Genomic DNA, 14,080 nt, shown 5'->3' on the forward strand with positions numbered 1-14,080 from the left:
TGCGCGGCCCGTTCCATCACTGTCATCAACGTCACATCTCGGAGGAAAGCGGTGACTACCGAGCGGCAGGAAACATATGTTTTTGGTCCTTGAGTAGAGATTTCACCGCTCTGCGGAATCTGCATGGAAGTGGGCAAGTCCGTGGCGCGTCCCGAAAGACCTCTGGATCCGGCGGCCGGACCGGCGCAGCGCTTCGCCCATGAGCTGCGGGAGTTGCGAAGGGCCGCCGGCAACCCGTCGTACCGGACCATGGCCGACGTGGCGGGGTTCTCGGCGGCAACGTTGTCAAAGGCTGCGGCCGGCACCCGGCTGCCGTCGCTCGCCGTGGTCCAGGGGTACGTGCGCGGCTGCGGAGGCGATCCGGGCGAGTGGGAGTCGCGCTGGAAGGAGGCCGCGGCCGCGGGGGAGGCACGGGAGGATGCCGAGGACGCGCCGCCGCCGTACCGGGGACTGGCCCGGTTCGAGCCGGACGACCGCGATCTGTTCTTCGGCCGGGACCGACTGACGGAGGAATTGCGGGAGTTGGTGTGCGAGCACCGGTTCGCGGTGGTGGTCGGGGCGTCCGGCAGCGGCAAGTCCTCGCTGCTGCGGGCCGGGCTCATCCCCCGGCTGCGGGAGCGGATCCGGGACCTGGGCGGCCCGGCGGTGCTGCGCATCCTCACCCCGGGGCCACGGCCCGCCGCCACGTACGGCCATCTGCTGGCCCCGGCGGAGAGCGAGCCGGAGAGCTGGGTCGTGGTGGACCAGTTCGAGGAGGTCTTCACCCTGTGCCGGGACCGCGCGGAGCGGACCCGCTTCATCGACCTGCTGCTCGCCGCCCGGGACCCGGACAGCCGCGTGCGGGTGCTGATCGCCGTACGGGCCGACTTCTACGCCCGCTGCGCCGAACACCGGAACCTGGCGGACGCCCTGCGCGGCGCGGCCCTCCTGGTCGGCCCGATGTCGGCGGACGAACTGCGCGAGGCAGTGGTGAAGCCTGCTCAGGCGGCCGGTCTCCTTGTCGAGCGGGAGCTGACGGCACGGATCGTCGAGGAGGTGCTCAACGAGCCCGGCGGACTGCCGATGCTCTCGCACGCACTGTTGGAGACCTGGCGGCGGCGCCGGGGCCGGACACTGACCTTGGCCACCTACCAGGCGGTGGGCGGTGTACACGGCGCGATCGCGGCGACTGCCGAAAAGGCGTTCGCGCAGTTGTCGCCCGAGCAGGCCCGCACCGCCCGGCACCTGCTGCTGCGGATGGTCGAGCCCGGCCAGGGCACCCCCGACACGCGACGCCCGCTCACCCGGGCCGAACTTGAGGAGTGGGCGGGAGCCGACGTGTCGGCGGTGGTGGACCGACTGACCCGCGCCCGGTTGCTGACCGTCGACGAGGACGGCGCCCAGCTCGCCCACGAGGCGCTGATCACCTGCTGGCCCCGGCTGCACGGCTGGATCGAGGAGAATCGCGAACGCCTGCGCCACCACCGGGCCCTGGCCGAGGCCGCCCGCACCGGGCTGGAGCACGACCGCAACCCCGGCGCCCTGTACAGCACCCGGCTGGCCCGCGCGGAGGAGCTGTTCGCTGACGACGACGGCCTGCTCACCGCGACCGAGCGGGCTTTTCTCACCGCCGCGCTGGACGCCCGCGAGGCCGAGCAGCACGCGGCTGCCCGTTCCGCGCGCCGGTGCCGGGCACAGCTGGTCTCGCTCGCGGCAGTCCTGGCCGTATCCCTGGTCGCCGGCCTGGTCGCCTGGACACAGCACAGCGACAACCAGCGCCGGCGTACCGAAGCAGCGGCCCACCGGGTCGCCGAGGTCGCCGACGCCCTGCGCACCACCGACCCGCGCACCGCTCAGCTGCTCGGCGTCGCCGCCTGGCGGGTCACCGAGTCGCCGGACACCCGTCGCGCCCTGCTCGGCGCCCTTGCCCAGCCCGAGACCGACACCTTCACCGACCCGGCTCCCGGAAGCAGCCCCGCCCGCTTCCTCACCCGCTCCGGCCGTACGTTGCTCAGTGCTGCCGACGGCACCTGGCGCACCTGGGACGTGGCGACCCACCACCGGCTCGCCTCGGGCCGGCTGCCGGACGGAACCGTGGCCGGGGCCGACCCCGAGGGGCGGCTGCTGGTGGTCGCCGGGGACGACGGCACCCGGCTGTGGGACACATCGGCCGGGCGGTGGAGCGGCGCCCCTGTGCCGGCCGACGCCGTTGTGAACTTCGGCGCCGACGGCCGCAGTTACGCGGTGAGCGGTCCGGACGACGACCGGGTGCGGTTGCGCTCGGCCGCGGACGGCACACTGCTGTTCGAGACACGGGCGACCCGCCTCGCGAACGTCGCGGCCGGCACCGGCGGCCGACTGCTGGCCGACTGCCCCAACGGCAGGCCGCCGCGGCTGTGGGACACCGAGCGCGGGCGTACCCTGCCCGGCGACTGGGAGGACGCGGGCGCCCTCTGCGACGACGACTCGACGCTGGTGTTCGGCGGCCCGGGCGCCGGGGCCGACCGGTTCGCCATGGCCTCCCCCGACGGCGTCCAGGTCTGGGACGCCGTGTCAGGACGCCTGATCGTCGGCCTCGCGGACCGGGACGTACACAGCCTCGCCTTCAGCGAGGACGGGGCCTTCCTGGCGACCGCCGGCGGCAGCGAGATCAGGGCCTGGCGTCTCACGGCCGTCACGACAGACGCCCCCGCCCCGGCGTTCCGCCACCCCCTGAACAACGAGCACCTCTACGGCGGCCTCGCCTGGGACCCCGGCCGGCCGCTGCTGCGCTACCTCGAAGGCGGCACCGTCCACACGCTGGACCTCACGGGCGCCGTCACCTCCGCATGGCGCGACGATCCCCTTGAAACGGTGCTGCTCAGCCCGGACGGCCGTACCCTCGCCACCGCCGAACGCGCCGACAACATGTACCGCTTCCAGCTGCGCGACACCCGCGACGGACACGTGGTGCGGACGCTGCCGCCGGTGCCCCTGCCCGTCTCGCGCGATCCCGACGGGCCGGTCCTCGCGCAGGACACCCTGGCCCTGATGGCGTTCGACCCCGAGGGCGGCGCGCTCGCCTACGGCGTCTCCGCACCCGGCCGCCTCGCCTCACCGCAACGGTTCACCCTCTGGGACACGGCCCGCGGCCGCGCACGGACCGCACTGGATCTGGCGACGCCGTCGCCCGTCGGAGCGGTGGTCACCCTGGCCCTGGGACCCGACGGCCACGCCCTGTACGCCGTACGCACAACCCCCCTCGGCAAGCCGAGCAACGAGGTGTGGGACACCGCGCGGCACCGGCGGACCGCCGTGCACCCGGACGCGACCGGCACCGAGCTGGCCGTCCGCCCCGACGGACGACTGCTCGTCGGCGCCGACCGCGCCGTCCGCCTGCCCTCCGGCACCGTCCGCTCCCACGACCTCGTCCAGGGCAACAGGATCGGTGCCCTCGCCTTCGCCCCCGACGGCTCCCGGCTCGCGGCGGGCGACCAGACCGGGCGGGTCTCACTGTGGGACGGCGCCCTGAAGAACCGCGCGGGGGTGCTGCGCAACGTCTTCCCCACGCCGCTCGGCGACACGGCCGAGGCGGTCAGCGCACTCGCCGTCAGCCCCGACGGCCGCACCCTGGCCGCCGGCGGCGACGCCGGCACGCTCCAGCTGTGGGACATCGCCACCCAGCAGCCCCTCGGCGGCCCGCTGACCACCCCCGGCGACGCCATCACCTCCCTGGCCTTCGATCCCGACAGCACCACGCTCCACGCGGCCGGCGCCCACGCCCCGCTCCAGCGGTACACCATCGACCCGGCCCGGGCCGTCACCCGGATCTGCGCCCGCACCGGCGGCGCCGACCTGACCCCCGCCCAGTGGCACACACACGTACCCGACGCGCCGTACCGCAAGGTGTGCGGGCGCTGATTCCGGGGCCGTTGGTCGCGGCGCGGTGGCGTGGTTGAAGTCGGTGCCGGCGTCCGCTGGGTGCCGCGTTCGGGGTCGTGGGCCGTTGAGTTGGCGTGGGCGGGCTGTCCGGTGTGCCTTTCACTGAGTCTCCTTCATCGCACAACGGTCGCCCTACGCGGTGCCCGTGGAGTTCGCCGACGACCAGGACCTCGAAGCGTGGTGGTGGCAGCTGTAGGCCCCGGCAACGGGGGTCGCACAGGCTCAGTCCACCCCGCCGAGCACCGCCTTTCCCTCGGCTGCGGCGGCCGCGAAGAACGGGCCCAGGTCCTGGAGCCCGTGGTCCTCGCTCTCCCCGTCCCAGTCGGCCGCCGTGGCACCGACGGCCCAGCCTTCGGCGACCAGGCCCTTGGCGACCTGACGGACCTCGTCGGGGGTGAGGATGAAGGCGGGCCCGTAGCCGAACCGGTGCTCCTCGATGACGACGCAGCCGTGGCCGGTCGACCTGGCGAGCCATGGGTAGGCCTTCGTCCAGTCCGCGGTGCCCTCCTCGACCTCGGCACGGCCTTCGGCGACGGCGCTGAGCAGGCGGTAGTCGCACCCAAAGGAGTCCCCGGTCCGTCTGAACTCCTCCAGCGCCGACTTGAGCAGCGACGGTTCGAGCTTCGTGAGCTTCAACCACATGGACATGGGGCCTTGCCTCCGTTCGGCATGTTCACCTTCCGCCGTCACGGATCAGGAGCAGGTCGCGGCCGTGGACGATGGTCGCGTCCACCCACGCCGGGAACGACTCGTCCAGCAAGGGCACCACTTCCTCCACGTCGTCGCCGCCCGGCAGGAAGCCGTAGTCGTCGTAGACGCGGTCGGTGTCGAAGGCGGTGAGCTCGTCCCGGATCCGGTCCAGCTCCTTGAGCGGCGCGAGCACCGGGAAGGGCCACGGGTCGGGTTGCCGTGGGTTGTCGGTCAGGGGGAACGACCAGGCACGCCCCCAGAGTTCGGCGAGAGAGGCCAACCCCCAGGAACACAGCGCCTTCTCCAGGTCGTGCCATCCCCGCCCCGGCAGGACCACCTCACCGACGGGCTCCCCGAGAGCAGGGGCTAGGAGCTCCAGCAGCCAGCCGTACCCACCTGCGCGGGATGGGGTGGGCAGCCCGGAGACGATCTCCCGGAGCGCCCGCTCCACCTCGCGGGCGTCCGTGGCACGCAGCAGTTTCCCCGCCTTCCGCAGGGGGCGGACAGCGGCGACGGCCGTACGGACGAGGTCCTCGTCCCGGGAGCCGACCATGGCCCGGAAGTGCTCCTCCTCGACGACGAACGCCGATACGTACTGCTCAGCCACTGCTCTCGTCCTTGAACAGGGGCCGGCCGGCGTGCAGCCGGGCACGGATCCGGTCATAGCTCGGCCTGCGCGACTCCGACTCTTCCTCCTCCGCGTCCCGGTCCTCCTCGTACACCTCGGGGACGAAGATCTCGTGGGCGGCCCGGAGCTGCTCGGGCGTGGGATCGTACGCGTCGATCTCCACCCCCAGGGTGCCCCTGCGGTAGTCGCCGAACTTGTCGTCGAGGATCAGGGCCCGGGCGTGCACCGCGCCCGCGACCTCGAAGGTGAAGTCGTTGTAATAGGCGTGGACCACGCCCTGTGAGCGCAGGTCGCCCCCGACGTAGAGCGCGCCCCACGACAGCAGGTCCCGTACGACCAGGTCGCCCAGGACGACCAGCATGCCGAGGCCGGACACATGGTCGTCGAGGAAGCCGTGCACCACCAGGTCGCCGTCGACGACCAGCGCGATGTCAAGGTCGGTGTCGTCGGGGAGGATCAGGTCGCCGGCGTGGTGGTACCAGCCGTGGTCGTGCCTGAGGAAGTCGGCGATCTGGCCACCGGTTTGCCGGGCCACACCGGAGGTGTCGTGCAGGGGGTCGAAGCGGGCCCGCCAGGTGGACAGCGTCAGCACTGGCTCCCACCTCGTCCGGCGATCAGCCCCTGCCCTGGAAACAACTGCTCGTAGAGGGGGGCGAACTCGAACGGGTACTCCACACAGGTCTCGCCCGCGAAGCACTGCACGGCGTGGCGGCGCATCCGGGGCCCGTAGGTGCCATGGTCGATGAGGTCCGTGTAGGTCTGCCGCTTGCCCAGTTCCAGCAGGCCTGCGGTGTCGGCGAGGTAGACGTCGAAGCCCGGGTACATGAGTCCGAGGTACGGCATGTCGTCCAGGTCGAGCGCGAGGACGGGGTACTCGCCCTCCTCGTCGGGCTCCGTGACGGCCAGGATCCGTCGGGAGTCCGATCCGCCTGGCAGGAGGAAGCACTCGGAGAGGTGCCCGGACAGCCATGCGAATGGCTCGGCCCAGAAGTCGCCCATCTCGTCCCCGACCAACTGGTCCAGTGGCCGCGGCGCGAACCCGCCGTCCGGGGCGAACCACTTGTGGCGCTCCAGCAGACTGGTGTCGTACGCCAGCCAGGCGCGCAGGCTCGGCGGCAACGGGCGCCCGGACGGGAACACGGCCTCCGCGAGCACGTCCTCGGCCATCGGCCTGGCCTCACCGCCTTCCACCCAGGGCACATTGACGTACGGCAGCAGGTGCGGCAGCGCGCTGGCTCCCGGATCGCGGCGCACCGCCTCGATGACCCGCTCCGTCAGCGGCACTCCATGCATGGACTTACCTCTCGTTCGTTCGTGATGGGTGCGCTCATGGGGTGTGATCAAGGCAGGAAGGGGCGGACCCAGTCCGCGAACCGCTGCCCCAACTCCTCCTGCGCCGCCGCGAGGACGGCATCGGGGTTCGTGGCCACGGGCAGACCGAAGTGCTGGTCCAGCCAGGCCACGTACTCGTCGCGGCCTTCGGTGTACGGCTCGTCCTCGTCGCGGTAGAAGTAGGCCCTCTCCCAGTCGACGCTGATCTCCGCGTCGAAGCCGAGCAGCTGGAACAGCTCCCGCACATCGCGGGCCACCACGTGCTGCCCGCCCTCGTCGCCGAAGACGACCACAGGCAGGGTGGCGAGGTCGGTCCGGTCGTCGATCTTCCAGAGCGCGTAGAACGAGCCGCCGCCGGTGGCCTGCGCGAAGGGAATCAGCCGACCCGTGAATTCGAGGTCGTCCGACCAACCCGCCACCAAGCCGGAGAGGTCACCGTATTCCGTCAGACCGAATCCGTCGGCGAAATTCTCGTAGCCGATCCTGTCCTGTAGATCCATCAGGAGGTTGAATTCCGTTACGGGTGAGTATGCGGTATTCATTGCGTCTCCGGGCAGGGGAATAGGAGTTAGGGGTGGGGAAAGCAGTGTCGGATACGGTCGGCGCGCGGACTCGGACCCGGTCGCGGTGAGCGCCTCCTTGAGCCTGGCCGCCACCCTGTCGAGGACCGCCTGCTGCTCGGCGGCGAATCGCAGCACTCCGGCGATCCCCGACACCAGGGCGTCATGGGTGACCTGCGGCACCAACTCCCGTACAGCATCCGGGAGTTCGTCCTCGGATCGCGTCGAGGCGGCCCCGAGCAGGGCTCGCGCCGTGTCGTCGTCGATGCGGCGCAGTGCGGCGGAGCCCTGGGGGTCCCGGGGGCGCAGACAGTGCCAGTAGGTCGGGGGCGGGAGGATCGGGGTGCCCTCCGCGAACGCGCCGGGGGCGCCGTCCACCCGCGCGGTGGCCGTGACGACGCCGTCCGCATCGACGAGGTGGACGGCCCAGCCGGTGTCCCGGCTCGCGGCCACGGGCCGGTCCGCGCCGGGAAACACCACCGCGGCGCACGGCAGCCCCGCGCCCGCCGGCACGGTGACGCGGCGTCCGGCCAGGTCCTCGCCGCGCCGCGAGCCGTCGGGCAGCCGGATCACGCGCCAGCCGAGCAGTTCGTCCACCGGCGCCGCGGCGGGGCCGAACTCGGCGTCGTAGTGGGGCAGCAGCGTGCCGTACTCGAACGTGCTGCCCTCGGGGGCGTCGAGCGTCGCCTCGGTGAGAAAGGCGGGCATGCTCTCGGGGCCGAGCGTGCCGGTGTCGGGGTCGAATCCGAGCCAGGTGTCTCCTCCCCGCATCCAGTACGAGTCGCCGTCGCTGAGCAGCAACGCCTCCTGATGCAGGAAGGTGCCGCCGAGGTGGAGGACACCCGGCCCGACGATCCGTCCGCCGCAGGGCAGGGGCAGGGTCGACACCCCGGTCTCCTCCCGGTACCAGTCGATGCCCATGCGGGCGCCGCGCAGGCCCTCCAGGGCCACGATCCGGTCGGGCGTGTGGTGCCAGTAGCCGCTGTTTCCGTGGTCGCCGGTCCGCCAGTGGACGAGGAGTTCACCGTCCACGAAGTGGAAACCGGGACGGTCGTAGTACCCCGCCGTCTCCGGCAACCGCAGATCATGGACGAGCACCGTGCCGTCGGCGTCGATCACCCGGACCTGCGAGTCACCGGCGACGACGAGGTACGGCCAGGCGTCCGCGACATGCAGGAACTGGATGTCCTCCTTCTCCACCAGGGCGCGGGCCGCCTCGTCCCAGGCGGGCCAGCCGAGTTCGTCGAAGAGGCCGGTTCGCAGGGTCCGGGCCAGCAGTGGGGCCAGGCCGGCTGCGGCCGCTGCCCGCATCTCGTCCTCTGCCAGGTTCAGCACCTCGGCGGGGAGCCAGTGCAGGGGGCCGAGTGCCTCGGGGAGATCGGGCAGTCCGGCGGCGGGCGCGCGCGGCGCGACCTCGCGCACCCAGTCCGCCAGCATCGGACGGCCGCCGGGCGACCGGGCGAGGACCCTGAGCGTGTGCAGGTGGTCCGTACTGCCGTAGAACCCGTCGGCGCTGCGGTGGAAGACCTCCTGGAAGCGTTCGTCGGCCGCGAGGGCGAACAGGTCGCGCCGGTCGTCGAAGCTCACCCACTGCTCCAGGGGCAGCCGGTGGTTCTCCGGGAACGGGGCGACGGGCACGTTCCGGGCAAGCAGCAGATCCAGCAGATCGAGATCCCGCACCACCTCCAACTCCCGCCCTGAACCGGCGAGTTCGGTGCGCAGTCGGTCGGCGGCACGCTCCACCAGCCGGTACAGCGCGGGCAGGCGGGCGGGTTCGCTCCAGTGCAGTGCCCCGGTGTGGAACTCCAGGAACCGGACGAACCAGCCCGCGGTGCCGTCCCGGGGCCGCCGCTCCTCGGGCAGGGTGTCGTCCCAGAGCCCGGCGAGGGCCCCGGACTCCTCCAGGACGTCCAGCCACAGCACCAGCACGTCCTGGTCGTAGGAGACGGGCATCGCGTCCAGGAGCGCGCCGCGCGCCGAGGGATGTCGGCGGGCCAGCTCGACGAGGGCCGTCCGCTGGGCCTTCCACCAGCCGGTCGGCGCCCTCATGGCGGCGGGCAGAGCGAGCAGTTCCACGAGGTATGTCTGCTCGGCCTCGGCTCCGTCCGGCCCGACGGCGCGCGCCAGCCTGCGTATATCGACCCCCGACCGGACGGACGGCACGAGCCCGCCCGCGCTGCCCAACAGACACAGCCGGGTGAACCGATCCAGAGCCTCGGGCGCCGGCAAGCGGGCGGCCAGATCCCTGGCGTACGCCGACAGCGCCTTCACCGACACCGCCCCGGCGAGCGCGAACTCCAGGAAGACGGCGTCCTGCCGCTGCTCGTCCACCGTCAGCCCGTGCTCGGCCTCGGCCTCGCGGGCCCGGGTGAACATCTGCGCCGCGTACGCCGTGCTCTCCGCCGACAGGAAGATCCGCCCGACCTGTTCGTGGAACGTCGGCAGGAAGTGCGGCACGGAGGCGGCCAGTCGCCGGGCGACCTTCCGGCTGTCGTCCATGGCGGCCTGCACACTGGACTTCGCCCGGCGGGCGATCCGCTCCAGCTCCGGGACGACGTCCAGCGCGTGCTGAGCGTCCTGCGGGTGGTGCACCAGCACCCACTCCGGGAAACCGAGCGCCCGGCGCGCCGCCAGCCCGACCTCGACCGGTTTCCCGTCCGGTACGAAGCCGGCGTGACCAGCGGCCAGGTCCTCCGCCGCGCCCAGCTCCTCGGTGACCAGCCGCACCACCACCCGGTCGTCCGGCCCCGGCTGACGGTACGTACGTGCCGTCAGCGGCACGGCCCGCTCACCGACGTCCCGTGAGCCGCGCGGCAGTACCGCACCGGCTTCCAGCAGTTCCTCGTACGACACCCGCGTCCCCCCGCTCACGCGCCCGTCCCCTCCTCGATCACGCGCCGGGCATAGAGTGCCGCAGCCATCCGCATCCCCTCCGACCAGGCCACCGGGCCGACCTCCCGCAGCCGGAGCGCGCGGTCGCCCCAGAACAGGGCCCCGCTCTGCGTGCTGTACTCGTACGATCCGGTCCACAGCAGGCGTCGACGGTCTGCCGCCCGTCGTGCACGCGGCAGCTGGTGTAGCCGGCCGTCGTCCGGTAGCCGAGGGAGGAGGCCAGGGCGGCCAGCGCGTAGCGCGAGCCGAAACTGGCCCCGGCGAACTCCGTCACCTCGGTCCCGTCGCCGTACAGGTTCGCCGGCTTGCGCCAGACCGCCCGGTGAATCTGCTCGACGCGCTGGACGATCCCTTGTCCCGTCGCGAACTCCCGCAGCTCCTCCAGGTCCGGCAGCAGTACCGGATGCGGCAGCGTCACCGTCCTCGGCGACAGCCGGACCGTCTCGCCGTCCAGGTTCACCACCCGCAGCTCGCCCGACTCGGTGGCATCCCGCAGGAACCCCACCTCGTCCGGCGCGTCACCGACGACCACGAGGTCACGCAACGCCGACCGCCACACCTCGTCCGGCCACACCCGGGCCACGAGCTCCGTCGGCACCGGAAGCGACGACGAGATCCACGCGTCGACCTGCGCCAGGCACGCAGCCGTGTGCCGCTGAAGCCACTCGGCGAGCCGGCGCAGCCGCTGCACTTCCGGATGGTCCCTCACCAGGGCAACCTCGTACCCGTCACCCGCAGTCAGCCAGCTCACTGATCTTGCCTTCCGTATCAACAGAACCTGCAATCGGCACGGTCAAGCCAGGACTGACGCAAACCAGGTGTGCGGAGCGGGTCTCTCCGGCGTACAGCGAGTCAAGCCCTTGCGGCACCCGGACGCATCCGTGGAAGCACGTAACGGGGGTACGTACTGTCGATCGGTCATCATCCAAGGGAGCCCGCCCTCAGGTGGGCGGTGGGCGGTGTCAGAGGGTGGGCTCCGGACCGGCGTTCGACAGCGCTGTGGCCAGCGCGGTCCGGGAGCGCACACCGGCCTTGCGAAAGATGCGGGTGAGGTGGGCCTCGACGGTCTTCGACGAGACGACCAGGACGCGGGCTATGTCGTTGTTGGACATGCCGAGAGCCACCATGCGGGCTATCTCCTGCTCCCGCGCCGACATGTCCGGCAACGATGTCGCGGCTTCCCGCACCGGGCGGGGCCGACGAGCGCCCAGCCGCCGCTGGATGTCCACCGCCTCCCGGTAGAGACGGCGCGCCCCCGAGGCCTCCGCGAGTGATTTCGCGCGATTGGCATGCTCCAGCGCCTGCTCCAGCCCACGTATCTGGTCGCGTGGTCCGCGTGACGTGAGTTCCGCGGCGAGCAGCAGCCTGGCCCGGCACTCCATCGGGACCAGACCGCCGGCCCTGAAACCGGAGACCGCCTCCTGAAGCGGGCCGACGGGATCCGGGGCGCTGTGGGCCCGAGCGAGGGCGGCGTATCCACGCTGCCCCGGCAGACCCAGCAGATCCGCGTCGAACGACGCCCGCCGCGCCCACTCGGCGGCCTCGTCGCGGTCACCCAGCGCCGCCGCGGCCCGGGCCGCGGCGGCGTACCAGATCGGCCTGATGGACCGGGCGGTGCCGGGATGCCTGTCGTGCTCCATGGCCGACCGGATCAGCTCCAGGCTCTCGCCGGGCCGCCCCTGGTCGAGCCGGACGTCGGCGAGTACCCCGGCGGTGACCGCCCAGAGCCTGCCGCCCGCACCCAGCTCCTGCACCGCCCGCTCTGCCGTCGTCGTGGCGACGTCCGGGCCGTCCACCAGCGCGGTGGCCCAGGCGCGCAGGGCCAGGGCGAAGCCGAGCAGGGCCGGCCGCTCCATCCGGTGGGCGTCCTCCTCGGCGCCTTCGGCCGATCTCAGCGCGTCCGAGAGCCGGCCGACGCTGACGCTGGCGTAGGCGTGCGCGAGCCGCAGGTAGGGCAGGACGAACAGTTGTCCCGAGATCTGCGCGAGCCGGATCCCGCGGGCCGTGTGGCGCAGCGCGTCGTGATGCCGCTCGGCGAGGGCCTCGGCCCAGCCGAGTTGGGAGACGGTGTCCAGGTGCGGAGTGAGTTCGCTGTCTCCCGTCGAGTCCACCAGTGCGCCGGCCTCCCGGGCCCGGTGCAGCAGAGTGGGGACGTCTCCCGCGAAGGCACTGCAGTGGGTGAGACGGACGGTGGCAGCCATGCGGAGGTGGCGGTTCTGTACCTCCGTCGCGTGCCGCAGCACATCCTCGGCCAGTGCCCGTGAGCGGGGGAACGCGCGGCGCAGGAGACTGACCGTGGCCAGCTCCAGCCGCAGAGGGTTGCTCAGCTCGGCGAAATCGGCGACGCCGTCGTTGTCTTCGGCGTCTTCGGCCATCAGGGCGAGTTCGGCTGTCAGGAGGGACTCGGCCCGGCCGTAGTTGCCGAGGTGGCGTTCGACCATGGCATGGAACGCCACGAGTTCCGTGTCCGCCCTGGTGCGGGGTGCGCCGGACGGCCGGGGGATCCGTCGCAGCAGTTCCCGGCATTCGCGCAACTGCCCGATGGCTCCGAGCGAGCGCGCCAAGGACGTCGTCAGCCGCACCCGCAGCCCCTCTCCGTCCTCGCGGATGAGGCTCAGCGCCGTGCTCAGCCATGACGCGGCAGCCGCCGGATCCGTGTCACACACCTGATCGGCCGCTTCCGTCAGCAGGCGGACCGCGTTCTGGTCACCGGGCTCAGCGCACCGGGCGACGTGCGGAGCACGCTGCGCCGGGTCGGCGCCCGCCTCCCGGAGGACGCGGTCGGCGCGTGTGTGCGCGGCCAGGCGCCAGCCGTGCGGCGCGCCCTGATAGACAACGGTGCGCAACACCGGATGGCGCAGGCGGCACCGCCGTCCCTGGGCGTGATCGGCGCGGACCAGGTCCATGGCGATCAGACGGTCGAGAGCCTGTGTGGTGCTCGCCGGGTCCCGGCCTGCCAGTTCGGCCAGGTGTGTGGGGTCGAACTCCTCGCCCAGCACGGCGGCGGCCCGCAGGACGTCCTGCTCCGCGGCGTCCAAAGGGGCGAGTTCACGTGCCAGCACGGAGCCCGCTGTCATGACCGTCTCGTCCGACAGGACCCATGGGTTGATCCCGCCGGGTGGCGCGAGCGGTCCTGGTGACTGGGACAGCACGCGCAGGTAGAACGGATTGCCGCCGGCGGCCTCGTACAGGAATCGCTGCCGTTCGGTGGTCGCTGCGAGGCCGGGCAGCTCACCGGCCGTGCCGCGCGGCAGCGGCCGGAGCCGGAACCGCTCCACGCGGAAGGCGTCGTCCGGATCGGCGAGACACGCCGTCAATGCCGTCGGCCGCTGCCTGGGGCGTACGGAACACACGAGGATCAGCGACGTGCCAGGCCGGGGCCGGCGCAGGAGATGGCCCAGGAGCTCGACGGACTCGTCGTCGGCCCACTGGAGGTCGTCGAGGCAGAGGGTCAGACGACGGCGGTCACCGGCCGCCGCCCACAGGAGACCCGCGATACATCGGCGCAGTCGAGGTTGTTCCTCGGCGGGGGGCTCGGCCCCGGCCGCCGGTCCGTCCGGACCTGCTTCCGGTACCGGTCCTGTTTCCGGTTCTGGCTCCTCCTCCCCCTCCGCTACCGCTTCCGTGAAGTGGCGGAGCAGGAATGCCCGGTCCTCCGGGGCGACCGCTGCGAGCACACCGGGAAGTTCGAGGGCCCGGACGACCGGTGTGCGAAAGACCCCGAACGGCCGTCCCCGATCCGCCCCTGACACTCTGCCCGACAGCACGGTCAGCCCCGCCCTCTCGGCGAGCCCGGTCCATTCCGTCAGCAGCCGGGTTTTGCCGATGCCGGGGTCTCCGGTGATCTCCAGCAGCCAGGGCCCCGCGTGCGTGCGAGCCGTGACGACCCGCCGTAGCCGTTCGGTCTCCCGCTCACGACCGGTCAGAGGCTCCTCACAGACGGAGGATCGTGCTCGGTCCAAGGGCGTGTCCAACGATGTCTCCCTCACAACAGTGGTCAGCTGCGAGATCAACCTTCATCGAACCCAAGTGCGAATACGTCGGGGGAAGTACGTAAGCCTTGTACGTACCTGCCGTA

At 72.1% G+C, this 14,080-nt stretch carries 7 protein-coding genes and 1 pseudogene; 1 reads left to right on the forward strand and 7 read right to left on the reverse strand.

The features are described from left to right. Positions 1–123 precede the first annotated feature (123 nt). Positions 124–3,879, forward strand: coding sequence for a hypothetical protein (locus ACFYXF_RS11415; protein WP_389349296.1), 3,756 nt, complete (start codon positions 124–126; stop codon positions 3,877–3,879). A gap of 243 nt (positions 3,880–4,122) precedes the next feature. Here ACFYXF_RS11415 and ACFYXF_RS11420 read toward each other — a convergent pair whose 3' ends face one another. From ACFYXF_RS11420 to ACFYXF_RS11450, 7 genes and pseudogenes are all read right to left on the reverse strand, one after another. Further along, positions 4,123–4,548 (reverse strand): hypothetical protein, encoded by a 426-nt coding sequence (locus ACFYXF_RS11420; protein WP_389349297.1) that lies wholly within the window; start codon positions 4,546–4,548, stop codon positions 4,123–4,125. 25 nt (positions 4,549–4,573) lie between these two features. After that, the gene (locus ACFYXF_RS11425; RefSeq protein WP_389349298.1) at positions 4,574–5,197 is read right to left on the reverse strand and encodes a hypothetical protein; all 624 of its coding nucleotides are present in this window, start codon (positions 5,195–5,197) and stop codon (positions 4,574–4,576) included. Beyond that, on the reverse strand, positions 5,190–5,810 hold the full coding sequence (locus tag ACFYXF_RS11430; protein ID WP_389349299.1) for a hypothetical protein: 621 nt from the start codon (positions 5,808–5,810) through the stop codon (positions 5,190–5,192). Before ACFYXF_RS11430 ends, ACFYXF_RS11425 begins: the two co-directional genes overlap by 8 nt. After that, positions 5,804–6,511, reverse strand: a complete 708-nt coding sequence (locus ACFYXF_RS11435; RefSeq protein ID WP_389349300.1) for a hypothetical protein — start codon at positions 6,509–6,511, stop codon at positions 5,804–5,806. Before ACFYXF_RS11435 ends, ACFYXF_RS11430 begins: the two co-directional genes overlap by 7 nt. Before the next feature lie 47 nt (positions 6,512–6,558). Continuing rightward, on the reverse strand, positions 6,559–9,981 hold the full coding sequence (locus ACFYXF_RS11440; RefSeq protein ID WP_389349301.1) for a hypothetical protein: 3,423 nt from the start codon (positions 9,979–9,981) through the stop codon (positions 6,559–6,561). Beyond that, positions 9,978–10,753 (reverse strand): annotated as a pseudogene (locus ACFYXF_RS11445) (DUF4132 domain-containing protein). The gene ACFYXF_RS11440 and the pseudogene ACFYXF_RS11445 overlap by 4 nt, the downstream one beginning before the upstream one ends. Positions 10,754–10,964: 211 nt before the next feature. Continuing rightward, positions 10,965–13,976, reverse strand: a complete 3,012-nt coding sequence (locus ACFYXF_RS11450) for an ATP-binding protein (RefSeq protein ID WP_389349302.1) — start codon at positions 13,974–13,976, stop codon at positions 10,965–10,967. Between the last annotated feature and the right edge of the window lie 104 nt (positions 13,977–14,080).

The sequence above is a fragment of the Streptomyces sp. NPDC002680 genome (assembly GCF_042889145.1).
Taxonomy (GTDB): Bacteria; Actinomycetota; Actinomycetes; order Streptomycetales; family Streptomycetaceae; genus Streptomyces; species Streptomyces adonidis.